We start from the raw sequence: 22,229 nt of genomic DNA, 5'->3' as shown, positions 1-22,229 counted from the left end.
CCCATTCATTCCCGGTTCAGCGGGCTGGCGGCATTTGGCACGCCGGGGTTCCCTCAGGGAGAACGAGATGACTGAACGAAAGACCCTATTCCGTCGCGTGTTCGAATCGATGATCGAAGGTCGCACCAGACAGGCGCAGCGCCACGTCACCGAATACCTCCGGGCCAACCCGGTGCGGAGCAAGTGGCGGCCTTGAGCCGATTCACCCGTTGTTAAGCCGCCCTGCACAATTGGCATGGCTGCCTTTCGCAGCAAGGACTTACCCGCGGGCTCCGTCCGCACTACATACCGAACGTCGAGAGAAGCTCGACCTAGTGAAGGAACCGGGAGAACAAGATGCCCGAGAGCAAGAACGATTTCCGCAAGGCGCTCGGCAGCGTCATCGAAGCGCGGGGCCGCGAGGCCACCCGCAGCGTCGGTCGCAGCCGTGAACACCTGCTGCTCGGCGCGCTGACCAAGCGCCCGAACTAAAACCGACGCGCGCCAGCGCGGGGTTGGACTATGCGTTTTGACGAGTCCCCGGATCGTGAGGTCCGGGGACTTTGCTTTTGGTGCGTTGGCGAGATGCCACCACAACCACAGCGCCACCCCGGCGAAGGCGAAGGCCGGGGCCCATCCTGAGGTATCTCCACCGATCGTGCCCACCCACCGGCTGTCATCCCTGCGAAAGCAGGGACCCATCCATCCACCTGCGCTGCGGCAAGTTGGGTCCCTGCTTTCGCAGGGATGACACCGAGCTTGGGGCGCGCATGGCGCATATGACACCGAGTCTTGGGCTGTCAGTAGCGGCCTAAACCCGCTCCAGCACCAGCGTCGTCCATTCCTTCTTGACGATGCGCTGGCGCAGTACGATGCCCTGCTGCGAATAGGCTGAAATCACCCGGTTGGCCTGGGTGTTGAGAATGCCTGAGAGGATGACGGTGGCGCCGATGCCGGTGATTCTGCGCATGCCGGGGGCCAGCGCCACCAGCGGACCAGCGAGGATGTTGGCGACGATCATGTCGTAGGGCGCGCCGGCGGCGATCTGCCGGTGGTCGAGCCCCGTCGCCTCGAAGGCGATGATGTAGCGGCCGACGCCGTTATCGCGCGCATTTTCCACCGTGGTGGCCACGGCGATCGGGTCGATATCGCTGGCCAGCACCGGCAGGTGGGTGCGCTTGGCCAGGGCGATCGCCAGCACGCCCGTGCCGGTGCCCACATCGAGCATCGAGCGATAACGCTTGCGCTTCAGCGCCCGGTCGATCGCTTCGAGGCAACCGGTGGTGGTTTCGTGGTGGCCGGTGCCGAACGCCTGCGCGGCGTCGATGCGGATGGCGGTGAGGCCGGCAGGGGGCGGGCTCTCCTCGTGGCTGCCATGCACGTAGAACCCGCCGGCGACCACCGGCTGCAGCCCCTCGAGCGATTTCGCCACCCAGTTGACCGTCGGGTCGATCGCCTCGACGGCAAAGCTCACATTGCCGCCCAGCGTCTCGCGCGCGATCTGGTTGAACGCCTCGACATCCGGCTCGCTGTCGCAGGTCGCCTCGAACACCCACTCACCGGTGTCTTCGTTCTCGTGCGCCGAAGCGGTGATGGCGATGGGAGAGATGTCCTGGCGGGCCATGACGGCGTCGACCAGCGCATAGGCCTGGTCCTTGGTCAGCGGCACTGAGAGTTGCGAGAGCGTCATGCGAAATGTCCTGTTCGCCGCTGTTTCGGGGCAGCGGCGCGCTAAGTCAATGGTCCGCCGTGCGCAGCGTTAAGCGGCAGCTTCGGCGCGCTCAAGCGACAGGCTGGCCCAGACCGGCAGATGATCGGAGCCGGTGCGCGCCAGCGCGGTGCGGTGCACCCCCGCCGATTCCAGCTTGAAATCGCGGCTGGTGATGATGCGGTCGAGCTGCAGCATCGGTCGGCGCGAGTGAAAGCTCGGCCCCAGCGGGATCACGTCGTGGTGCCTCGCAAAGGCGACGAGGCACTTGCCGTCCTCGGCCCACTGGTTGAGGTCGCCCATGATCACGGTCGGCATATGCTGCTCGAGCCTTTCGAGATGGGCGACGATGGCGTCGGCCTGCTTCATGCGCGAATTGCCGAGCAATCCCAGGTGCATGCCGACGACGCGCATGGCGATGCCGCCGATCATCACATCGGCCATCACTGCGCCGCGCGGTTCGAACGCCGGCAGCTCGATGCGTTGCGGGTTGCGAACCTCGATGCCCTTCTTCACCAGCAGCACGTTGCCGTGCCAGCCGAGGCTCTGTTCACGGATGCCGAAGCGCACCGGCATGTAGTTGGTGTAGTCGACGATCAGGTCGGGCGAGAGCGTGGTGGCGCGCTCGCCGAAGCGGCGGTCCACTTCCTGCAGCGCCACGATATCGGCATCGACCTCGGCGAGGATCTTCATGATACGCTCGGGCTGACGGCGCCGGTCGGTGCCGATGCTTTTTCGGATGTTGTATGAGGCGACTTTGATCATTGGTCCCAAGGGCGTGAGCTAAAGGGTCGGCGTGAGCTAAAGGATGGGCGAGAACAGCCGGGCGGCCTGTGAGATGAAGCGGGGGATCGGGTGGCGCTTCAGCACCTCATCCTTTGTCACTAGGCGGCAATTGGCAAAATCGGTTTCCAGCATTTTCTCCACGGCAGTGATCACGCCGGGGTCCGGCATCCACACCGTCATCTCGAAATTGATGGCGAACGAGCGATTGTCGAAGTTCACCGTACCGACCGTGGCGATCTTGTCGTCCATCAGCAGCACCTTCTGGTGCAGGAAACCCTTCTGGTAGCGGTAGATGGCGATATCGTGTTCTACCATGGCGTCGGCATGGGCGTTGCTGGCGAGCCAGACGAGCAGATGGTCGGGCTTGGCCGGCAGCATGATGCGCACGTCGACGCCGCGCAGGATCGCCGCATAGAGCGCGGTCCGCATGTCGGTATCCGGCACGAAATAGGGGCTGACGATCCAGAGCCGCTGCTGCGCCTGGCCGATCACGTCGGCGAAGGCGATGGCGCACGCCTCGAGCTTGTCGGCGGGACCAGTCGCCATCACCAGCGCCGAAACGTGTCCCGGCTCGTCCACCGGAACGGGCGGCGGCAGGTTGAGGATCTCGCCGGTAGCCCAGAGCCAATCCTCCTGAAAGATCAGCGCCACCGACGATGCCGCCGGCCCCTCTAGCTTCAGCTGCGTATCGCGCCAGGGCCCGAAGCGCTTGTCCTCACCCAGATACTCGACGCCGATATTGGCGCCGCCGGTCCAGGCGACCTTGCCGTCCACCACCACGGATTTCCTGTGGTTGCGGTAGTTGATCCGCATCGGACCGAACAGTCTCAGAAACCTGTGCCGGTGATTGAAGCCGAAGATCTTGATGCCCTCGGCCCACAACCGGTCCTTATACTCGCGAGACAGGCCGCTGCTGCCGACATCGTCGTAGAGCAGGTAGACGGCCACCCCAGCGCGCGCCCGCTCCATCAACGCGGCAGCCAGCCGCTGGCCCAGTGCATCGGCCTTCAGAATGTAGAACTGCACCAGAACGTAGGTTTTGGCGGTGGCGATGCCCTCGAAGATCGATTCGAACGTCGCCTCGCCATCCACCAATAGCTCCGCCGTGTTGCCGGCAAGGAACGGCATGCCGGCGGCGCGGCGCTGCACCGGCCAGCTCGCGCCCGCGTCCCGGTCGATCACCGCCAGGTCTTCGCTGCGGATCAGCCGCGAGGCGCGCACCTGCATGCGGGTCTGGGCATAGCTGTCAAAATGCTTCCAGCCGAACACCAGGTAGATGATGGTGGTGGGGAAGGGGAGGAAGGCCAGCGACACCAGCCAGGCGATCGAGCCCTGCGAGGTCCGCGAGGCGCTGATCTCGCGCGCTGCGCAGATAATGGCCAGGGCGTAGAAGCCGGCGAGGACCATCGCGATGATGGGGATGCTCTCGACGACGGTTTCGACTGCCTCAGTCATGTCGGTCATTGGCGCCCCTGGCTCGTTGATTTCCGGCGCATTCGAAATGGAAAAGCCTGCAACTTTCCTCGAAGCGCTCCCTACGACTAATATCCAACGCGGCATAAGGCAGTTCGAAGGACTCAGCTGCGATCAAGTGTTGCACGGGGCGTCGAAGCCCGCGAATGTAGCGGCGGATCGTTATCGTCCGCTTTCCCGCCTGTCGAAAGATTGCCCTCGTGTCGTCGCCCATGCACTCGTCCCCCAATAACGCAATGGCGGGGATCGGGTTCAAGCTCAGCTCGGTCTGTGTCTTCCTGGGCATGTCGAGCCTGCTCAAGGCGTCGGACGAGATCCCGACGGGCGAGCTGGTGTTCTTTCGCTCCTTCTTCGCCATCCTGCCGATCATCGTTTACCTGATTGCGCGCGGCGAGCTCGGGGTGGGACTCAAGACCAGCCATCCGCTCAGTCACCTGTGGCGCGGTCTCGTCGGTACCGGCGGCATGGTGTTCGGCTTTTATGCACTGACGCAGCTGCCGCTCCCCGAGTCGATCGCCATCAGCTACGCGACGCCGCTGCTGATCGTGGTGTTCAGCGCGGTATTCTACCACGAGCAGGTGCGGCTCTATCGCTGGAGCGCCGTCATCGTCGGGCTGGTTGGCGTGATCATCATCATCTGGCCGCGCTTCACCGTGTTCTCTGATGGCTTCGAGGACATGAGCGGGGCGACGCTGGGCGCCATCTCGGCGCTGATCGCCTGCTGTTTTGCCGCCACTGCGATGATGCTGGTGCGCAAGCTCGTGCAGACCGAGCGTTCCGCCACCATCGTACTCTACTTCTCAGTCGCTTCGTCGCTGATCGGCCTGTGCACGCTGCCGCTCGGCTGGGTGATGCCGACGCTCGAGCAGTTTGCCATGCTGGCGACGGCCGGCATCCTGGGCGGCATCGCGCAGATCCTGCTCACCGAGTCCTACCGCCACGCCGACATGTCGGTGGTGGCGCCGTTCGAATATGCCTCGCTGATCCTCTCGATCATCGTCGGCTACTTCTTCTTCAAGGATATCCCGACCATCGAAATGCTGGTCGGCGGGCTGATCGTCGTCGGCTCCGGCCTGTTCATCATCTACCGCGAACACCGGCTGGGCCTCGAGCGCAAGCGCTCAAGCGAAGTGACGCCGCCGCAGTGAGGAGCCAGCGAATGGACATCGTCGCCCTCGATCGCTTCATCGTGCTCGCCAAGCGCCAGACCTATGTCGGTGACGGCGTCAGAGCCGCGGCAAGCCGCGCTGGCGCGCACGACCTCACCTTTGCCGACGGCGACTGGTCCTATCGCGACAGCTATTTCGGCGGAACCGACTTCCTCGGACAGGAAACCGTGTGGTTACGGGGTGAGCCGGTCTGGGCGATGAACTACTATGGCTACGTCCTTCGCCCCGACCTGATCGATGCCAGTCGCGCCGGCGCGACGATCAAGGCAGCGCTCTCCGCCGTGTACGCCGAAGGCCGCTTCCTGGGTGGCTTCGAGTGGAGCGGTCCGCATGGCATCTATCGCGACACCTCGACCGGCGACGCAGCGCATTTTCATGGACGGGAAGCGATCGAGGTCGGCGGCGTCGAGGCCTACGCGCTCGATTATTTCGGCGGACTGGTGAAGCCCTAGCCGCTGCAGCAAAACGCCAATCGCAACACCATATCATCGGCAAACAGGAGAGCGCCGATGTACCATGCAATCGTCCGACGGGTTGTCGCGGGGCTGTTCGACGCCGTCAATCGCGGCGATGCACGGCCCGTTCTCGATGGCTTCGCGCCGACCTTCGAGCACATCTTCCTCGGCATGAGCGCACTCGGCGGGCGCCGCACTACGCTCAACCAGACCAGCAGCTGGTACGCGCGGCTCTATCGGCTGCTGCCCGACATCCACTTCGATATCGACCGCATCACCGTCAGCGGTACGCCATGGAACACCCTCGCGGTGGTCGAGTGGCGGGAGCGTAACTCCGGCACCGACGGGGTGGTGACCACCAACCAGGGGATCCATGCCGTCCACATCCGATGGGGCAAGATGACCCGCCTGATCATCTGCCCCGACACGACGCTGCTCGCCGCCACGCTCGACCGTCTCGCTCGCGCCGGCGTGGAGGAGGCCCATGCGCCGATGATCGAGGGCTAGGCGACAGCCGGGCTCAGATCTGCACCGCGAAGTCCGATAGCCGCCATTGGCCGCTGCTGAGCGTCAGGGTGATGACCAGGCTCGCCTCGCCGCTCTCGAACACGGCTGGACACTTCCACCGGCTCCAGCCGCTCCAGTTCTCGATCTGCATCCCCTCCATCACGCAGGCCCGAGTGGACTGCATCGCGCCCAGGATCTGCAGGTAGCGGGTGCTGTCGTATTGCCCCTTGGCATGGGCGGTGACGAACTCTGCGGTTGCCAGTGGGTCGAAGGTCGCGCGCCCCCAATCTGCCGATACCGCAGCCACAACCTTGTCAGCCGCCGCGCGGGACTGGCCGACTTGCTGGTCCATGGATGAAAAGAGGTTGACCGCCGCCCAGATGAGACTGACGATCACGACAGCGGCGATGACGATGATGACCGTCCTGAGGCCGCTCGAGGTCTTGCTTTTCGTTGGCCCGGCCCACGGCATCGTCCACGCCCCCTCCAGCGAAACTCACCACCTGCTTAGCCGCCTTCTGCCCTAACGGCTAGGCGAGGAAACGGTCGCGCTCGTCGGGCACCGGCAGGTGGCAGGTGTCGCGTCTGCCGAAGAGCTTCATGCGGTGACGGGCGATCCAGAAATAGAGGCCATCGCGAACGGAGCGGGGCAGGGCGGCGGCCGCCGTGCCCATCGACCACGGCAAGCCAAGCCGTCGCCCGATCTCGATCACAGCATCGGATGAAAACCGCGGCACGCCGTCGGCCAGCACGATAAAGGTCTCGTAGTCGTGCGGGTCGAGGCCATAGTGCCGATAGATCGAGGTACCGAGTTCGCTCTGGGCGGCGATGAAGCGAAACACCCTGCTGCGGTCATGGCGAAGCACGAACTGCACGGCGCTGGAACAGAGCCCGCAATAGCCATCGTAAATCATCACCGGATGATCGTCCGCGAACGCGACGACGCGGTTGTCGTGCCGGTAGCTGTAGGCGTCGCGCGTGACGCTCACGGCTTCTGCACGAAGCTCTCGAGCACTTTCTTGCGGCCGGCTTTCTCGAACTCGATGGTCAGCTTGTTGCCTTCGATCTGATCGATCCGGCCATAGCCGAATTTCAGATGGAAGACGCGCTCGCCGACATCGTATTTCGAGCCGCGGCCGTCATCGACCGAGCGGGCGACGAGGTCGCCGTCGATGGTCACCGGGCCGGCCGATTTGCGGGACGACGCCTGGGCGCGGGCGCGCTGCCAGCCGGGGGTCTCGTAAAGGGAATCGAACGGGTCGCGGGTATCGAAGCGGCCGCCCGCGGTGCGTCCGCCATAGCCATAGCCGCCATAGGCCGAGCCGGTATCCTTCACCTCGACTGCTGCCGCCGGCAGTTCGTCGAGGAAGCGCGACGGGATTGCCGATTGCCAGAGGCCATGCGTCAGCCGGTTCTGCGCCACCGAGACGCGCAGGCGCTTGCGGGCCCGGGTCAGGCCGACATAGGCGAGCCGGCGCTCTTCCTCGAGCCCGGCGCGGCCACTCTCATCAAGGGTGCGCTGACTGGGGAACAGGCCCTCCTCCCAACCGGGGAGGAACACGGTTTCGAACTCCAGCCCCTTGGCCGAGTGCAGCGTCATGATCGACACGGCGTCGTCGGCCTCGCCGGTGTCGCGGTCCATCACCAGCGAGACGTGCTCGAGGAAACCGCCGAGCGAGTCGAACTCGCCCATCGAATTCACCAGTTCCTTCAGGTTCTCGAGGCGACCTTCGGATTCGGCGGATTTGTCGTTCTGCCACATCTCGGTGTAGCCGGACTCGTCGAGCACCTGCTGGGCCAGCGCCACATGCGGCGGTTCCCTGCGCGCCGGCGATCCCACCTCGTCTTCCAGCGAATCGTCCGAGGGCAGGGCGCGTGCGCGCTGGGACCAGTCGTCGAACTGATCCATCAATTGCCGCAGCGTGGTGCGCTGCTTCGGCTTCAGTTCCTCGGTCTGGATCAATGCCCGTACCGCGCCGGTCAACGAAGACCCCTGGTGGCGGGCCGCATCGTGAAGGATCTGCAACGTCGAGTCGCCCAGCCCACGTTTGGGCGTGTTGATGATGCGCTCGAAGGCGAGGTCGTCTGTCGGATTGAATACCAGCCTGAGATAGGCCAGCGCATCGCGGATTTCCTTGCGCTCGTAAAAGCGCGGGCCGCCGATGACCCGGTAGTTGAGGCCGAGGGTGATGAAGCGCTCTTCGAAGGCGCGCATCTGGTGCGACGCGCGCACCAGGATGGCCATCGAATTCAGCGCCTCGCCCTGGCGCTGGAACTGCTCGATCTCCTCGCCGACCTGGCGGGCTTCTTCGTCGGAATCCCACACCGAGGTGACCATCACTAGCTCGCCCGGCTCGCCGACATCGGTCTGCAGCGTCTTGCCCAACCGGCTCTCATTGTTGGCGATGAGGTGCGAGGCGGCCTTCAGGATGTTGCTGGTCGAGCGGTAGTTGCGCTCGAGCCGGATCACCTTGGCGCCCGGAAAATCCTTCTCGAAGCGGAGGATGTTGTCGACCTCGGCGCCGCGCCAGCCATAGATCGACTGGTCGTCGTCGCCCACCACGCAGAGGTTCGCCTCCGAGGCGGGCTTGCCCTGCGCGAGGAGGCGCAGCCACAGGTACTGCGCGATGTTCGAATCCTGGTACTCGTCGACGAGGATGTATTTGAAGCGCCGGTGATACTCAGCCAGCACGTCGGGGTACTCGCGGAACAGCTTGATGCAGAGCAGCAGCAGGTCGCCGAAATCGGTGGCGTTCAGCGTCTTCAGCCGATCCTGGTACTGCTGGTAGAGGTCGGGGATCCGGCCATTGGCAAATGCCGCACGGTCGGCCATCGACACGTCGGCGGGCAGCTGGCCGCGGTTCTTCCAGTTGTCCATCATCCCGGCGAACTGCTTGGCCGGCCAGCGCTTCTCGTCGATGTTGGCGGCTTCCAGCAACTGCTTGATCAGCCGGATCTGGTCGTCGGTATCGAGGATGGTGAAATCCGAGCGCAGCCCTACCAGCTCGGCGTGACGCCGCAGCAGGCGCGCGCCGATCGAGTGGAAGGTGCCGAGCCAGGGCATGCCCTCGACGCCCGAGCCGACCAGCGCACCGATGCGCTCCTTCATCTCGCGCGCGGCCTTGTTGGTGAAGGTCACCGACAGGATCTCGGACGGCCAGGCTTTCCTGGAGTTCAGGATGTGAGCGATGCGGGTGGTCAGCACCCGGGTCTTGCCGGTGCCGGCGCCGGCGAGCACCAGCAGCGGGCCCTCGGTGGTCAGCACGGCGTCGCGCTGCTCCTCGTTGAGGCCCTTCAGGTAGTCGGGCGTCGCCGCTCCCCGGCCAAACTGGCTGGTGATCGAGCCCGCCTGCGGGCGGTCGAGGCGCTGCGGTTCTGCTGCCATAAGGGAAACGACGAATCCTGTTTCGTTCTCATTGGCGAATATAGGGAGTGCAAGCCCTGATGTATATGCGGCGAGGGGCTGTCACAGATCTGTCACCGCATTGTCATGTGGCCGTTGTGCGGCGTGCCTAAGCCGAAGCCCTCGATTTTCAGGGGCGCCAACAATGCAGTTCAAATCCATTCTCCTCGGCCTCACCGCTGGCCTTCTCGCCACCTCGGCCTATGCCGCTCCGGTGTTCAACCGGATCGCCAGCTTCCCGGTCGAGCTGAACAACCCCGAGGCCGAGGCGACCTCGTCGGAAATCATCACCGCCTCGGAAGACGGCCTGACGCTCGTCTATTCCGACAGCCCGGCCGGCGGCATCGGCTTCATCGATATCACCGACGCCAAGGCCCCGAAGGCCGCAGGCTTCCTGGCGCTCGACGGCGAGCCCACCTCGGTGACCATCGTCGGCAACAAGGTCTACGCCGCGGTCAATACCTCCGAGAGCAAGGCCAATCCGTCGGGCAAGCTGGTCGTTGTCGACCTCGGCACCAAGGCCATCGAAAGCACTGTCGAGCTAGGCGGCCAGCCCGACTCGATCGCCCACAATGCCGCCGGGACGATCCTTGCCATTGCCATCGAGAACGAGCGCGACGAGGACGTGAACGACGGCGCCATCCCGCAGGCGCCGGGCGGCTACCTGGTGCTGCTGTCGATCAACGGCGGCGCGCTCGATCCCGAGAGCCTTTCCAAGGTTGAACTGACCGGCCTCGCGGCTATCGCGCCGGAGGATCCGGAAGTCGAGTATGTGAGCTTCAATGGCCTCGACGAAGTCGCGGTGACTCTGCAGGAGAACAACGAGATCGTCATCGTCGACGGCAAGACCGGCGCGGTGAAGTCGCATTTCTCGGCCGGCACCGTCAGCCTCGATGGCATCGACACCAAGAAGGATGGCGCGCTCAAGTTCACCGGCAAGCTGGAAGACGTCGCCCGTGAGCCGGACGCGGTGAAGTGGCTCGACGACAACCGCCTGGTCGTCGCCAATGAAGGCGACTGGAAGGGCGGCTCGCGCAGCTTCACCATCTTCAACAAGGACGGCACTGTCGCCTACGAGAGCGGCCCGTCGATGGAGTATGAGGCGGCCCGCCTCGGCCACTATCCGGATGCGCGCAACAAGAAGGGCGTCGAGCCCGAGGGCCTCGAGGCCGCCACCTACGGCGATACCTCCTACCTGTTCGTCGCAGAGGAACGCGCGTCGCTGGTCGCGGTGTACAAGGACACCGGGGCCCAGCCGGAATACCTGCAGTCGCTGCCCTCCGGCATCGGCCCGGAAGGGTCGGTTGCCATCCCCCAGCGTAACCTGTTCGTTACGGCGAACGAGACGGACCTCCGCGCTGATGGCCTCGCCGGCTCGCACGTCATGCTCTACGAGCTCGGCGAAGGCGAAGCGGCCTACCCGCAGCTGATCTCCGACCTCGATGCCGACGGCAAGCCGATCGGCTGGGCCGCCATCTCGGGCGCCGTGGGCGACGCCGAGAAGCCGGGGATCCTCTACGCCGTCAGCGACAGTGTGCTCTCGGCCCAGCCGGCGATCTATGAGATCGACGCCACCGCCAAGCCGGCGAAGATCGTCAAGAAAACCGTCATCACCCGCGGTGGCGACGCGGCGCAGAAGCTCGATCTCGAGGGCATCACGCTCGACGGTGAGGGCGGTTTCTGGGTGGCCTCGGAAGGCCGCAGCGACAAGCTGACGCCGCATGCGCTGTATCGCGTCGATGCCGAGGGCAAGATCACCGAGGAGGTGGCGTTCCCCGAGGCGCTGCTGCCGAACGAGATCCGCTATGGCGCCGAGGGCGTCACCAAGGTTGGCGACACCCTGTGGGTGGCGATCCAGCGCGAGTGGAAGGATGATCCGAAGGGCCAGGTGAAGCTCCTGGGCTACAACACCAAGGACAAGACCTGGTCGGCCGTCCGCTACCCGCTCGAAGCAGCGGCCGAAGGCGCCTGGAACGGTCTCTCCGAAATCACCGCGCATGGCGACTACGTCTACATCGTCGAGCGCGACAACCAGATCGCGCTCAAGGCCGCGCTGAAGAAGCTCTACCGCGTTCCGGTCTCGGCGCTGGTCGGCGCCGAAATCGGCGGCGAGCTGCCGGTGGTCACCAAACAAGAAGTTCGCGACTTCATCCCCGACCTCGCTTCCAACAACGGCTACGTCGTCGACAAGGTCGAAAGCTTCGCCATCGGCGCCGACGGCACCGGCTACGTCATCACCGACAATGACGGCGTCGCCGACTCCTCGGGCGAGACGTTCTTCTGGTCGGTCGGCACGATCCAGTAACCGAACAGCCTCCTGCTCGCGGGGCTCAGGGGCCGGTCCGAAAGGGCCGGCTCCGCTTCGTTTTGGGGGGGCGGGGCCGCATTGGCCTCACTCACTGGCGTCATCCCCGCGACGGGGACCTACTGCTCGAACCGTTCACCAAGCGCGAACCGTGCCGGTCCATCACGGACGGGTCGGTGAGGTTGGAGGTGATGGAGCCGGCGGAACACTGGGTCCCGACTTTCGTCGGGATGACGGCCGGTGGAGGATTGAAAGGCGAGCGCAAGCCGCCGCCTAGCCCCCATCCTGAACGCCCAATGAATCGCCCGTGACGTTTTTGCAACAGCAAGGTCGAATCCCGATTTGGCCGCCTGGCGGTCAACGTTTTGCTGAGGATCGCCGCCACAATGTGACCCTAAAAGAAGCAGAGGACAAATCTCGGACGGGCAGCGAGGAATGTGGAAGCCATTTGCTTTCGCAGCGAACCATTCGTGTGCTCCCCGCCCTTGTGGCTTGTCAGGCCGAAACCCCATAAACGGCGCCTTGCGAGGGGCGCCGGAGAACAGCGGCCGGGCAAGCGGGACCAAGAAATGGCATCGAACTACGTCGATAAATCGCGTCTTCCCAGCAGGCATGTGACAGAGGGTCCGGAGCGCGCTCCGCATCGCTCCTATCTCTACGCCATGGGCTTGACCACCGAGCAGATTCACCAGCCGCTGGTCGGCGTGGCGACGGCGTGGAACGAGGCGGCACCGTGCAATATTTCGCTCGGTCGCCAGGCACAGGCGGTCAAGAAGGGCGTTGCCGCCAACCGCGGTACGCCGCGTGAGTTCACCACCATCACCGTCACTGACGGCATCGCCATGGGGCATGCCGGCATGAAGTCGTCGCTGGCTTCGCGCGACGTCATCGCCGACTCGGTCGAGCTGACGATGCGCGGCCACTCCTATGACGCGCTGGTCGCCATGGCCGGCTGCGACAAGTCGCTGCCGGGCATGATGATGGCGATGATCCGGCTCAACGTGCCGTCGATCTTCATCTATGGCGGCTCGATCCTGCCCGGCCGCTTCCGTGGCCGCGACGTCGTGGTGCAGGACCTGTTCGAGGCGGTGGGCCTGCACTCGGTCGGCAAGATGGACGACGAGACCCTCGACGAGCTCGAGCGCGTCGCCTGTCCGTCGGCCGGCTCCTGCGGCGGCCAGTACACCGCCAACACCATGGCCATGGTGGCGGAAGCTATCGGGCTTGCACTGCCGTATAGTTGCGGCGCTCCGGCCCCGTACGAAATTCGTGACGCGCTCTGCGCCGCCGCCGGCGAGCAGGTGATGGAACTGCTCAAGGTGCAGCTCCGTCCGCGCGACATCGTCACCCGCAAGGCATTCGAGAATGCCGCCATGACCGTCGCCGCTACCGGCGGTTCGACCAACGCCGCACTGCACCTGCCGGCGATGGCGCATGAGGCGGGCATCGATTTCGACCTGTTCGACGTCGGCGAGATCTTCAAGAAGACCCCCTATATCGGCGACCTGAAGCCGGGCGGCAAATATGTCGCCAAGGACCTGTTCGAGGCCGGCGGCATCCCGCTGGTGATGAAGGCGCTGCTCGATGGCGGGTATCTGCACGGCGACTGCATGACGGTCACCGGCAAGACGGTTGCCGAGAACCTCGCGAAGGTGAAGTTCAACACCGAGCAGGACGTGATCCGCACCACCTCGAACCCGATCTCGCCGACCGGCGGCGTGGTGTCGCTGCGTGGCAACCTCGCGCCCGACGGCGCCATCGTGAAGGTGGCGGGCCTCAAGAACCTGCGTTTCGTCGGGCCGGCCCGCGTCTTCGACACCGAAGAGAAGTGCTTCGAGGCAGTCGAGAAGCGGACCTACAAGGAAGGCGACGTGCTCGTCATCCGCTACGAAGGCCCGAAGGGCGGCCCCGGCATGCGCGAGATGCTGTCGACCACGGCAGCGCTCTACGGGCAGGGCATGGGCGACAAGGTTGCGCTCATCACCGACGGCCGCTTCTCCGGCGCCACCCGCGGCTTCTGCGTCGGCCATGTCGGCCCCGAAGCGGCGATCGGCGGCCCCATCGCCCATATTCAGGACGGTGACATCATCACCTTGGACGCCACGATCGGCGAGATTTCGGTCAACGTGTCGGAGGAAGAGTTTGCCCGGCGCAAGACGAGCTGGGCCCCGCGCGAAACCGAGTATGGCTCGGGCGCGATCTGGAAGTATGCCCAGCTGGTGGGCCCGGCGCGTTACGGCGCGCTGACCAACCCCGGCGCCAAGGGCGAGAAGGAGCAGTATGCGGACATTTAGGGCAGGAGCCCTTGTTTCCGTTGCGTTTTGGGCTGCGCTCGCGATTGCGGGCGTAGCCACCCCGGCTGCCGCCCAGGTGAGTGGCGTGCTGCCGTCGCTGCCGGCTGCGCCCGAGACGGCCGCCGATGCGGCGCTTGCCATGGCCAACCAGCTCGACGGGGCAGGGGGCGGCATTTCCAGCGCCGATCTGATCGCCGCGCTCGAGGATGCGGCGCTGGCCGGCCAGCCGATGGCGCTGTTCCAGCTGGGGCTGATGTACGAGAGCGGCGAGGGCGTCGACAAGGACCCGGTCAAGGCGTTCGGCTATTTCAGCCAGATCGCCGACGAGCATGCCGATACCGCCCCCAAGGGCGTCGAAGCCGATATCGTGGCGCAGTCGTTCCTCAAGATCGGCGAGTATTACCGCCAGGGCCTGCCGGAAGCCGGCATCCCCAAGAACGAGGCCTATTCCAACAAGCTGATCATGCACGCCGCGTCCTATTTCGGCGACGCCGACGCGCAGTACAAGGTTGGCGAGCTCTATCTCGACGACGCCGAGCTCGGCGACAATCCGCTGCAGAGCGCCCGCTGGCTCAACCTCGCGGCCCGCAAGGGCCATGCCGGGGCACAGGCCAAGCTCGGCAGCATGCTGTTCAACGGCGAGGGGATCGACGCCGATCCGATCGAAGGCCTGATGTGGCTCACCGTCGCCTCGCGCCGCGCTGCGGGCACTGTCGACGACAGCTGGATACACGACCTGCTCACCAACGCGATGTCCGTCGCGACGCCCGAGCAGCGCAAGCAGGCCGTCGAACTCGCCGACTCGCTCGGCACCCGCTTCGGCGGGCTGTAAGCCGTTCGCGGCGTGAGGGGCGTCAGCCCTCACGCGGGCTAACTGACAGCCTCGTTCAGCAGCAGTTCAGCCGCGAGGTGGCAACCATCGGGACAGTTAGCCCGTTGGTGTCCATCATGCGTTTGCCGATCATTCTCGCTCTCATCGTCGTCATCACGCTGCCCAAGGATGTCCGTGGGTTCGTGGACGATGTGTCTGCCCAGGCCCGCGTCGCGACGGCCTCGATCAGCCATTTCCTCGATCGCAACAAGGATGACGGCACCGTCAAGGTCGCTGAGGCGAGCGTCAGCAATGTGCTGAAGACGAAGCACGACACCGCCAAGAACTCGGTTGGCAATATCCGCTGAACTCACCGTTTGTCGGGCGCTTCGCCGGCAAACTTCACCAGCATGAGCGCCGACGCCTTTGCGAGCGCGAGATCCCGGCGATCGCTGAGATCGGCCTCGAACTGAGTGCAAAGCCGGCGATAGACGGCAAATAGTGGCTCGGCGCGGTAGCGCGCCTCCATCCGGACCACCGTAGCCTCGATCTCGGCCAGATCGGGCACGCTCGCCATCCTCAGAACGCGAAGTCGCCTTCGACCGGCACGTGGTCGCTGGGCTTGTCCATGCCGCGCACTTCGCGGTGGACGATAACGTCGTTGAGCCGGTCCGCCGCCTGCGGTGAGAGCAGCAGGTGGTCGATGCGGATACCGTCGTCGCGATCCCAGCCGAAGGTCTTGAAATCCCAGAACGTGTAGGACGGCTCGTCCGTAACCGCGCGGATCGCATCGGTCAGCCCCAGGTTGACGAGGGCGCGCCAGCGCTCGGCGCTCTCGGGACGGAACAGCGCATCGCCGACCCACTGCTTGGGGTTCTTGGCATCGATCGCTGCGGGGATGATGTTGTAGTCGCCGAGCAGGATGAACGGCTCCTCGAGCGCCAGGCGGCCTTCGACGAAGCTGTGCAGGCGATCCATCCAGCCGAGCTTGTAGGTGAACTTGTCGGTGCCGACCGGATTGCCGTTGGGCAGGTAGATGCAGCACACCCGCACGACGCCGCCCTCGACCGAGAACACGCCTTCGATCAGTCGCGACTGCTCGTCGCCGTCGTCGCCGGGGAGCCCCCGGGTGACTTCATCGAACCGGTGCTTGGACAGAATCGCAACGCCGTTCCAGCTCTTCTGGCCGTGCGTTTCGACATTGTAGCCGAGCGCCTCGATCTCCATGCGCGGGAAGGCGTCGTCGACTGACTTGATTTCCTGCAGGCAGACGATGTCGGGCGAGACGTCTTCAAGCCATTTGAGAAGAAGTCCCTGCCGAGCTTTGACACCGTTGATATTCCAGGTGGCGATGCGCATGCGGGGACTCCTTGGATGGCAGGAAAACCTACTTGCTGGCGAGCCCAGCGTAAACCGCGTCGCGGATGTCCTCGCGGAACGGCCCGTTGCAGCCCTCGGGTGCGACATTGGTGCACACCACGATCGACAGCTTGTTGGTGCGGTCGATGATCCAGTTGTGCCCCCAGGCGCCGCCCCAGTCGAGCGTGCCGACCGGGCAGGGGCTGCGTGCCGCCTTGGGATCATCGATCACGGCGCCGAGCAGGGTGAAGCGCTTGCCGGCGTCGGTGTCGCGCCGCGGCAGCGTGCCGATCTGGTTGCGGAACGCTTCGTCGACGGTCGCGGCTGAGAGGTGCGTGCCGCCATTGTAGACCTCGAGCATCTTCATGATGTCGTCGGCGGTGCCGCACGAGCCGCCGCCACCCGATTGCGGGGCATCGGCGCGGAAGATGCGATCGACCTGCCAGCCGGTGCCCTGCGAGTTTTCCTCGGTGATCCGCGCCGGCGGCGTCACCGGCGCTTCCGGCGGATTGCCATTGGCGTAGTTGGCGGCCACACGGGTGGCATCGGTCGGGGTGAAGCGCCAATCGACCATGTCGAGCGGGCCGGCGGCATACTTGACCACGGCGGCCTCGAGCGTCGAGCCGTTGATGGCGGCGATCACGCCGCCCAGCACGTCGATGCTGGTGCCGTAGCCCCAGGCGGTGCCCGGTGCGAAGGCGAGCGGGGCGCGCGCCAGCCGGCGAAGGTTCTCCTCGAGCGAGATGTAGGGACCGGACATTCCGGGCGCGACATCGGCCGGCGTGGTCTCGTAGGTCAGACCTGAGCTGTGGGCGAACAGCTGCCGCAGCGTGATCGGCCGGACCACGCCGTCGGGGCTCGCCGGGGTGAAATAGGGCAGGTATTTGCTGACCGGATCGTCGAGCTGAAGCAGGCCCGCTTCCATCATCTTGAGCGCCGCGGTGGCGACGATCGGCTTAGTCACCGAGGCGAGGCGGAAGATGGCGTTGCGCTCGAGCTTACGGTTGGCCTCGCGATCGGCCAGCCCGGCGGTGCGGGCGTAAATCTCCTTGCCGCCCTGGTTGACCAGGACGACGCAACCGACAATGCGGCTCACCAGCGCGGCGTCGATTGCCGCGTCAATTTTCGACTGCAAACTCATGAATCCTCCCCAGATTAGGAAGGACGCTAACGGTTTGGCGCGGCAAAATGCAAGCCGCCGAAATGCCTAACCGACCAGTGGATCAGGCGGGAGAGTCACGGTAAACGGCTTGCAGAATGTCGTCCCGGAACCGGCCGTCCGATCCCTCGAGCCCGGTATTGCTCATGGAAACGACGCTGAGGCCTGCGGCGGGATCTATGAACCAGTTGTGCCCATAGATGCCGCCCCACCGCACCATGCCGCGGGGAGCCGGGACGCCGGCGGCCGAGGGATCGTCGAGCCAGGCGCCGAACAGGCAGAATTGCCAGCCGGGTGAGACCGCCTGGGTCAACTGAGGGGTCTGGTTGGAAAGAGCAAGCTTCGCTGTCTCGGGCCGCAGGATCGCCCCGCCAGTGCGCAATGCCTCCAGCAGCCGCATGAAGTCGGGGCCGCTGCCGGCCGCTCCGCCACCGCCCGACTGAAAGGCCGCTGCATCGAAGATCCGATCGGGGTCGTAGCTTGTTGTGCTGCCCCAGGGATTGGGGATGGTGTGCAGCGGGCCCATCAGCTCGGGGCCATCGGCTCCGTCGGCGTAGGGGGCTGCCAGCCGCGATAGGTCGCGCACGGTGAAGCCCGTGTCGATCATGCCCAATGGGCCGGTCACATAGTGCTGGATTGCGTCTTCCAGCCGTCCGCCGACCAGGCGCCCGGCGACGTGGCCGAGAATGTCGATGGATGGCCCGTAAGCCCAGCCGGCGCCAGGGGCAAACAGCAGGGGCAGCGCGCCGATGCGCGCGATGATGGCGTCGTCGCCAAGCCGCCAGCGGTTCACGCCGGCTGCCGCCTCCGCCGGGGTGAGTATCGACGCGGTGGAGAGGCCGGAAGTGTGCGTGAGCAACTGCCGGATGGTGATGGTCGGCTGGGTCCCGTCGGCGAGGCGCGGCCGAAAGTCCGGCAGGTGATCGGTGATCGGCGCGTCGAGATCGAGCTTCCCGTCCTCGATCAGCGCGAGGATGCTCGCCGCCACGACCGGCTTGGTGAGGGACGAGAAACGGAAGATCGTGTCGAGCGTCATCGGACGCTGGCTTTCGCGATCCGCGAGGCCATGCGGGGCCTGGTAGACGAGTTCGCCGTGCCGGCAGACGATGATGACCGAGCCGACGATGCGCCGTGCATCGATCGCACCCATCGCAGCCGCGTCCAGCCGCTCAGACAAGTTCATGGTCTGCCTCCCCAATTCGGGGCGGACGCTAGCGACGCGATGCTAGCGAGGCAAGGCCGGCAACGCCTCCAATGATGGGTTCAGGCGACGGCGAAGCTGGTGCCGCAACCGCAGCCGGCGACAGCGTTGGGGTTCTTGATCTGGAAGCTCTGGCCGATCAGGTCATCGACATAGTCGATCTCGGCCCCGCCCATGAACTCGAGGCTGAGGGAATCGATCAGCACCGTGGCGTTGTCCTTGGTCAGCACCAGGTCGTCGTTGGCCGGGGTTTCCTTGCCCAGCTTGTACTCGTACTGGAAGCCGGAACAGCCGCCTCCCGCCACCACGATGCGCAGCACCGTGCCTTCGCCCTGTTTGGCGAGGATGCGGCCGATCTTCTTGGCGGCGCGGTCTGTCAAAATGACATTGTTCGGTGCTAGAGCAGCTTCAGACATCAGGTACCTTTCGGCCGCCCGGCATGGGGCAGCGCTGGAAAGCAAATCTAATATCGTTAGACGACGATGAAAAGGGTCTTGGCTGCATAATGGGTGAACGCGCCGCCTATGCTTCCGATCCCTCCGAGAGCCGCGGCCGGCTGTTTGCGCCGGGTTCGAGCCCGACGCGCTCGGAGTTCCAGAGGGATCGCGACCGGATCGTGCACTCCGCGGCGTTCCGCCGGCTGCAGCACAAGACCCAGGTATTCCTGCATCACGAAGGCCAGCACTACCGCACCCGGCTGACCCACACGCTGGAAGTCAGCCAGATGGCCCGCTCGATCGCCCGCGCCCTGGCGCTGGATGAGGATCTGGCCGAAGCGGTGGCGCTGGCGCATGACCTCGGCCATACCCCGTTCGGCCATGCCGGCGAGCGGGTGTTGCATGACAAGATGGCCGAGTGGGGCGGGTTCGACCACAACATGCAGGCGATCCGCGTCGTCACGCGGTTGGAGAACCGCTATGCCGAGCATGACGGGCTGAACCTCAGCTGGGAAGCGCTCGAGGGCATACTCAAGCATAATGGTCCGCTGACGGATCGGCAGGGCCGGCCGTTGCGCGCCGACAAGCCGTTGCCGCCGGGGCTCAACGACATCCCCGCCAGTGCCGACCTGATGGCCTGGAGCTATGCCAGCCTCGAGGCGCAGTCGGCCGCCATCGCCGACGACATCGCCTACAACTCGCACGATATCGACGATGCGCTGCGGGCCGGGCTGATCCGGCTGCCGGACCTCACGGATGTGCCGCTGGTCGGCCCGCTGGTGCGCGAGGTGCTGGAGCGCTGGCCAGACATCGAGCGAAGCCGGCAGGCGCATGAGGTGCAGCGCCGGCTGATCACGGTGCAGATCGAGGATGTGATCGCCGAAAGCGGCCGCGCCATCGCCGAGGTTGCCCCGCAATCGGCCGACGACGTCCGCAATGCCGGGCGCACGCTGATCCGCTTCTCGCGACCGGTGCACGACGCCGAGCAGGGGCTGAAGCGCTTCCTGTTCGAACGGGTCTATCGCAGCGAACAGGTGATGGGCCCGGTGCGACATAGCCAGACGGTGGTGGGCATGCTGTTCGACCACTATCTGGTCACCGGCGCCATGCCGGGGCGGTGGGGCGATGCGGTCCGCCATACCGCCGATCGCGCCGCCCGGGCCCGTGTCGTAGCCGACTTCATCGCCGGGATGACCGACCCCTACGCGCTGGAGCAGCATGCCCGGCTGTTTGACGGTGCGGGCCAGTTGCGGTAGGGGCAGCGCAGCCCGCCATATGCACCGGGTCATTCCCGCGAAAGCGGGAACCTCCGTTTCGGATGTTGCCGAGCCACCGCAAACAGAGTTTCCCGCTTTCGCGGGAATGACCTGGGGGGTAAGCCGACCCTGCCAATCATGGCACCCAAGAGACCAATATGAACGTCTTCGCGTTGTTTGCCGCCCGTGTCGCCGACGCCCTTACCGGGCTCTATCCCTCGATCAGCGAGGAAGCTCTGTCGCGCATCGTGGTCGAGCCGCCGCGAGACGCCGCGCATGGGGACCTCTCGACCAACGCCGCCATGGTGGTAGCCAAACCCCTCGGCAAGAACCCGCGCGAGGTGGCGACAGCGCTCGCCGAGCATTTCAAGGCAGACAAGGACGTGACCTCGGTGGAGGTCGCGGGCCCCGGTTTCATCAACTTCCGGCTCGCCACCCCGGTGTGGCACGAGGTGCTGAAGTCGATCGGCACACAGGGTGGCGACTTCGGCAAGTCGAACGTTGGCGGCGGCGAGCGGGTGAATGTCGAGTACGTCTCGGCCAACCCGACCGGGCCGATGCATGTGGGCCATACCCGTGGCGCCGTGTTCGGCGATGCGCTGGCCTCGCTCATGGCCTATTCGGGCTACGAGGTGACGCGCGAGTACTATATCAACGACGCCGGCAGCCAGATCGACACGCTGGCCAAATCCACCATGCTGCGCTACCGCGAGGCGCTGGGCGAGACGATCGAGATCCCGTCCGGCTTCTATCCCGGCGATTACCTGATCCCGGTCGGCGAGGCGCTGAAGGCCGAGTTCGGCGATGGCCTGCTCAAGAAGCCGGAGCCGGAAGCGCTGGCGCTTGTCAAGGATCGGGTGCTGGCGGCGATGATGGACCTGATCCGGGCCGATCTCGCCAAGCTCAACATCCACCACAACGTGTTCTTCTCGGAGCGCCAACTGCACGGGCAGGGCGGCGATATCGACACCACGCTCGACTGGTTGCGCGCGGAAGACATGATCTACCAGGGCCGGCTCGATCCCCCCAAGGGCAAGACGCCCGAGGACTGGGAGGATCGTGAGCAGACGCTGTTCCGTGCCACCAATTATGGCGACGATGTCGATCGGCCGCTGGTCAAGTCGAACGGCGCCTACACCTATTTCGCGGCCGATATCGCCTACCACCGCAACAAGTACCTGCGCGGCTTCAAGCACATGGTCAACGTGCTGGGCGCCGACCACTCGGGCTACGTGTCGCGGCTGAAGGCGGCGGTGAAGGCGGTGTCGCATGGCGCGGCCGATATCGACGTGCGCATCTGCCAGCTGGTGCGGCTGATGAAGAACGGCGAGCCGTTCAAGATGTCGAAGCGCTCGGGCGACCTGGTGCTGCTGTCGGATGTGGTGGAGGAGGTGGGCCCCGATGCCACCCGCTTCATGCTGCTCTACCGGCGGAATGACGCGGCGATGGATTTCGACTTCGCGGTAGTCAAGGAACAGACCCGCGACAACCCGGTGTTCTACGTGCAGTACGCGCACGCCCGGACGTACTCGGTGTTCCGCAAGGTCGCCGAGGAAATGCCTGAGCTCGACATATCGGTCGAAGCGCTGGCCAAGGCAGATATTTCCCTCTTGGCTTCTGAGGCTGATCTCGAACTGATCAAGGCGCTGGCGCAGTGGCCGCGTATCGTTGCTTCGGCCGCAAGTGCCCATGAGCCGCACCGCGTCGCGTTCTACCTCTATGAACTTGCGGCTGCGTTTCATGGCTTCTGGGCGAGGGGTAACCAGGATGTTGCCTTACGCTTTGTTAACGCCGATGATTCAATGCTGACTTCGGCCCGACTCGCCCTTGTCGGTGCCGTGCGTCAGGTGCTCGTTAACGGCTTGACCCTGCTTGGTGTTAGTGCGCCGGAGGAGCTTTCATAATTCCGGCGCATTGGTTGCTAGAG

At 65.1% G+C, this 22,229-nt stretch carries 22 protein-coding genes; 11 read left to right on the top strand and 11 right to left on the bottom strand.

From position 1 onward, the window contains the following. Positions 1 to 67 precede the first annotated feature (67 nt). Both AC1ROK_RS14275 and AC1ROK_RS14270 read left to right on the top strand, forming a co-directional pair. Complete coding sequence (locus AC1ROK_RS14275) at positions 68 to 196, top strand: hypothetical protein (RefSeq protein WP_492847942.1); 129 nt, start codon at positions 68 to 70, stop codon at positions 194 to 196. Between the two features lie 140 nt (positions 197 to 336). Then, positions 337 to 471, top strand: coding sequence for a hypothetical protein (locus tag AC1ROK_RS14270; protein ID WP_257720968.1), 135 nt, complete (start codon positions 337 to 339; stop codon positions 469 to 471). 319 nt (positions 472 to 790) lie between these two features. Here AC1ROK_RS14270 and AC1ROK_RS14265 read toward each other — a convergent pair whose 3' ends face one another. The 3 genes from AC1ROK_RS14265 to cls all read right to left on the bottom strand — a co-directional run bounded on the left by AC1ROK_RS14265 (position 791) and on the right by cls (position 3,937). Then, complete coding sequence (locus tag AC1ROK_RS14265) at positions 791 to 1,669, bottom strand: 50S ribosomal protein L11 methyltransferase (protein WP_492847940.1); 879 nt, start codon at positions 1,667 to 1,669, stop codon at positions 791 to 793. 69 nt (positions 1,670 to 1,738) lie between these two features. Beyond that, complete coding sequence (locus AC1ROK_RS14260) at positions 1,739 to 2,452, bottom strand: endonuclease/exonuclease/phosphatase family protein (protein WP_492847938.1); 714 nt, start codon at positions 2,450 to 2,452, stop codon at positions 1,739 to 1,741. 36 nt (positions 2,453 to 2,488) lie between these two features. Continuing rightward, positions 2,489 to 3,937, bottom strand: coding sequence for a cardiolipin synthase (cls, locus tag AC1ROK_RS14255; protein ID WP_492847936.1), 1,449 nt, complete (start codon positions 3,935 to 3,937; stop codon positions 2,489 to 2,491). Between the two features lie 221 nt (positions 3,938 to 4,158). Here cls and AC1ROK_RS14250 point away from each other — a divergent pair, with 221 nt between their 5' ends. From AC1ROK_RS14250 to AC1ROK_RS14240, 3 genes are read left to right on the top strand one after another with little or no spacing between them, the layout of a single operon-like run. After that, positions 4,159 to 5,094: a DMT family transporter gene (locus AC1ROK_RS14250; protein ID WP_492848375.1), complete on the top strand. Its 936-nt coding sequence runs from the start codon at positions 4,159 to 4,161 to the stop codon at positions 5,092 to 5,094. 11 nt (positions 5,095 to 5,105) lie between these two features. Beyond that, positions 5,106 to 5,567 carry a DUF5680 domain-containing protein gene (locus tag AC1ROK_RS14245; protein WP_492847934.1) on the top strand — a complete coding sequence of 154 codons (462 nt, stop codon included), beginning with the start codon at positions 5,106 to 5,108 and terminating at the stop codon, positions 5,565 to 5,567. A gap of 57 nt (positions 5,568 to 5,624) precedes the next feature. Then, the gene (locus AC1ROK_RS14240) at positions 5,625 to 6,077 is read left to right on the top strand and encodes a nuclear transport factor 2 family protein (RefSeq protein ID WP_492847932.1); all 453 of its coding nucleotides are present in this window, start codon (positions 5,625 to 5,627) and stop codon (positions 6,075 to 6,077) included. Positions 6,078 to 6,090: 13 nt separating this feature from the next. Here AC1ROK_RS14240 and AC1ROK_RS14235 read toward each other — a convergent pair whose 3' ends face one another. The 3 genes from AC1ROK_RS14235 to AC1ROK_RS14225 are packed head-to-tail and all read right to left on the bottom strand — an operon-like array spanning position 6,091 to position 9,462. After that, the gene (locus AC1ROK_RS14235) at positions 6,091 to 6,549 is read right to left on the bottom strand and encodes a hypothetical protein (RefSeq protein ID WP_492847930.1); all 459 of its coding nucleotides are present in this window, start codon (positions 6,547 to 6,549) and stop codon (positions 6,091 to 6,093) included. 58 nt (positions 6,550 to 6,607) lie between these two features. Further along, a complete protein-coding gene (locus tag AC1ROK_RS14230) occupies positions 6,608 to 7,066 on the bottom strand; it encodes a thiol-disulfide oxidoreductase DCC family protein (RefSeq protein ID WP_492847928.1) in 459 nt (152 codons plus the stop codon). After that, the gene (locus AC1ROK_RS14225) at positions 7,063 to 9,462 is read right to left on the bottom strand and encodes an ATP-dependent helicase (protein WP_492847926.1); all 2,400 of its coding nucleotides are present in this window, start codon (positions 9,460 to 9,462) and stop codon (positions 7,063 to 7,065) included. The genes AC1ROK_RS14230 and AC1ROK_RS14225 overlap by 4 nt, the downstream gene beginning before the upstream one ends. 163 nt (positions 9,463 to 9,625) lie before the next feature. Here AC1ROK_RS14225 and AC1ROK_RS14220 point away from each other — a divergent pair, with 163 nt between their 5' ends. The 4 genes from AC1ROK_RS14220 to AC1ROK_RS14205 all read left to right on the top strand — a co-directional run bounded on the left by AC1ROK_RS14220 (position 9,626) and on the right by AC1ROK_RS14205 (position 15,258). After that, positions 9,626 to 11,785, top strand: a complete 2,160-nt coding sequence (locus AC1ROK_RS14220; protein ID WP_492847924.1) for an esterase-like activity of phytase family protein — start codon at positions 9,626 to 9,628, stop codon at positions 11,783 to 11,785. 569 nt (positions 11,786 to 12,354) lie between these two features. Next, entirely contained in the window at positions 12,355 to 14,079 is a 1,725-nt protein-coding gene (gene ilvD / locus AC1ROK_RS14215; RefSeq protein ID WP_492847922.1) for a dihydroxy-acid dehydratase, read from the top strand. An 85-nt stretch (positions 14,080 to 14,164) separates the two neighbouring features. Continuing rightward, positions 14,165 to 14,911: a tetratricopeptide repeat protein gene (locus AC1ROK_RS14210; protein ID WP_492847920.1), complete on the top strand. Its 747-nt coding sequence runs from the start codon at positions 14,165 to 14,167 to the stop codon at positions 14,909 to 14,911. Between the two features lie 116 nt (positions 14,912 to 15,027). Next, positions 15,028 to 15,258, top strand: coding sequence for a hypothetical protein (locus AC1ROK_RS14205; RefSeq protein ID WP_492847918.1), 231 nt, complete (start codon positions 15,028 to 15,030; stop codon positions 15,256 to 15,258). Positions 15,259 to 15,260: 2 nt separating this feature from the next. On the opposite strand, the gene AC1ROK_RS14200 is transcribed toward AC1ROK_RS14205, so the two are convergent. The 5 genes from AC1ROK_RS14200 to AC1ROK_RS14180 all read right to left on the bottom strand — a co-directional run bounded on the left by AC1ROK_RS14200 (position 15,261) and on the right by AC1ROK_RS14180 (position 19,025). Next, entirely contained in the window at positions 15,261 to 15,458 is a 198-nt protein-coding gene (locus AC1ROK_RS14200; protein WP_492847916.1) for a hypothetical protein, read from the bottom strand. Positions 15,459 to 15,469: 11 nt separating this feature from the next. Further along, positions 15,470 to 16,249 carry an exodeoxyribonuclease III gene (gene xth, locus AC1ROK_RS14195; protein WP_492847914.1) on the bottom strand — a complete coding sequence of 260 codons (780 nt, stop codon included), beginning with the start codon at positions 16,247 to 16,249 and terminating at the stop codon, positions 15,470 to 15,472. A 28-nt stretch (positions 16,250 to 16,277) separates the two neighbouring features. Further along, positions 16,278 to 17,384 (bottom strand): serine hydrolase domain-containing protein, encoded by a 1,107-nt coding sequence (locus AC1ROK_RS14190; protein WP_492847912.1) that lies wholly within the window; start codon positions 17,382 to 17,384, stop codon positions 16,278 to 16,280. A gap of 88 nt (positions 17,385 to 17,472) precedes the next feature. Next, a complete protein-coding gene (locus AC1ROK_RS14185; RefSeq protein WP_492847910.1) occupies positions 17,473 to 18,591 on the bottom strand; it encodes a serine hydrolase domain-containing protein in 1,119 nt (372 codons plus the stop codon). An 80-nt stretch (positions 18,592 to 18,671) separates the two neighbouring features. Next, positions 18,672 to 19,025 (bottom strand): HesB/IscA family protein, encoded by a 354-nt coding sequence (locus AC1ROK_RS14180; protein ID WP_055880047.1) that lies wholly within the window; start codon positions 19,023 to 19,025, stop codon positions 18,672 to 18,674. A 23-nt stretch (positions 19,026 to 19,048) separates the two neighbouring features. Here AC1ROK_RS14180 and AC1ROK_RS14175 point away from each other — a divergent pair, with 23 nt between their 5' ends. Continuing rightward, positions 19,049 to 20,302 (top strand): deoxyguanosinetriphosphate triphosphohydrolase, encoded by a 1,254-nt coding sequence (locus AC1ROK_RS14175; RefSeq protein ID WP_492847908.1) that lies wholly within the window; start codon positions 19,049 to 19,051, stop codon positions 20,300 to 20,302. Positions 20,303 to 20,460: 158 nt separating this feature from the next. Further along, positions 20,461 to 22,206, top strand: a complete 1,746-nt coding sequence (argS, locus tag AC1ROK_RS14170) for an arginine--tRNA ligase (protein ID WP_492847906.1) — start codon at positions 20,461 to 20,463, stop codon at positions 22,204 to 22,206. The last annotated feature ends 23 nt before the right edge of the window (positions 22,207 to 22,229 follow it).

This window comes from Devosia sp. GW821-FHT12F11, from assembly GCF_058806655.1.
Note: the sequence above shows the minus strand (reverse complement) of the source record. Positions and strands in the feature narration are given on the sequence as shown.

Bases quoted from the DNA above. Each gene is read 5' to 3' on its own strand.
- AC1ROK_RS14275 (WP_492847942.1), top strand. From the start codon at position 68: ATGACTGAACGAAAGACCCTATTCCGTCGCGTGTTCGAATCGATGATC.
- AC1ROK_RS14265 (WP_492847940.1), bottom strand. From the start codon at position 1,669: ATGACGCTCTCGCAACTCTCAGTGCCGCTGACCAAGGACCAGGCCTAT.
- AC1ROK_RS14175 (WP_492847908.1), top strand. From the start codon at position 19,049: ATGGGGCAGCGCTGGAAAGCAAATCTAATATCGTTAGACGACGATGAA.
- AC1ROK_RS14270 (WP_257720968.1), top strand. From the start codon at position 337: ATGCCCGAGAGCAAGAACGATTTCCGCAAGGCGCTCGGCAGCGTCATC.
- argS (WP_492847906.1), top strand. From the start codon at position 20,461: ATGAACGTCTTCGCGTTGTTTGCCGCCCGTGTCGCCGACGCCCTTACC.
- AC1ROK_RS14250 (WP_492848375.1), top strand. From the start codon at position 4,159: ATGCACTCGTCCCCCAATAACGCAATGGCGGGGATCGGGTTCAAGCTC.
- cls (WP_492847936.1), bottom strand. From the start codon at position 3,937: ATGACCGACATGACTGAGGCAGTCGAAACCGTCGTCGAGAGCATCCCC.
- AC1ROK_RS14205 (WP_492847918.1), top strand. From the start codon at position 15,028: ATGCGTTTGCCGATCATTCTCGCTCTCATCGTCGTCATCACGCTGCCC.
- AC1ROK_RS14235 (WP_492847930.1), bottom strand. From the start codon at position 6,549: ATGCCGTGGGCCGGGCCAACGAAAAGCAAGACCTCGAGCGGCCTCAGG.
- ilvD (WP_492847922.1), top strand. From the start codon at position 12,355: ATGGCATCGAACTACGTCGATAAATCGCGTCTTCCCAGCAGGCATGTG.
- AC1ROK_RS14220 (WP_492847924.1), top strand. From the start codon at position 9,626: ATGCAGTTCAAATCCATTCTCCTCGGCCTCACCGCTGGCCTTCTCGCC.
- AC1ROK_RS14180 (WP_055880047.1), bottom strand. From the start codon at position 19,025: ATGTCTGAAGCTGCTCTAGCACCGAACAATGTCATTTTGACAGACCGC.
- AC1ROK_RS14260 (WP_492847938.1), bottom strand. From the start codon at position 2,452: ATGATCAAAGTCGCCTCATACAACATCCGAAAAAGCATCGGCACCGAC.
- AC1ROK_RS14245 (WP_492847934.1), top strand. From the start codon at position 5,106: ATGGACATCGTCGCCCTCGATCGCTTCATCGTGCTCGCCAAGCGCCAG.
- AC1ROK_RS14240 (WP_492847932.1), top strand. From the start codon at position 5,625: ATGTACCATGCAATCGTCCGACGGGTTGTCGCGGGGCTGTTCGACGCC.
- AC1ROK_RS14185 (WP_492847910.1), bottom strand. From the start codon at position 18,591: ATGAACTTGTCTGAGCGGCTGGACGCGGCTGCGATGGGTGCGATCGAT.
- xth (WP_492847914.1), bottom strand. From the start codon at position 16,249: ATGCGCATCGCCACCTGGAATATCAACGGTGTCAAAGCTCGGCAGGGA.
- AC1ROK_RS14225 (WP_492847926.1), bottom strand. From the start codon at position 9,462: ATGGCAGCAGAACCGCAGCGCCTCGACCGCCCGCAGGCGGGCTCGATC.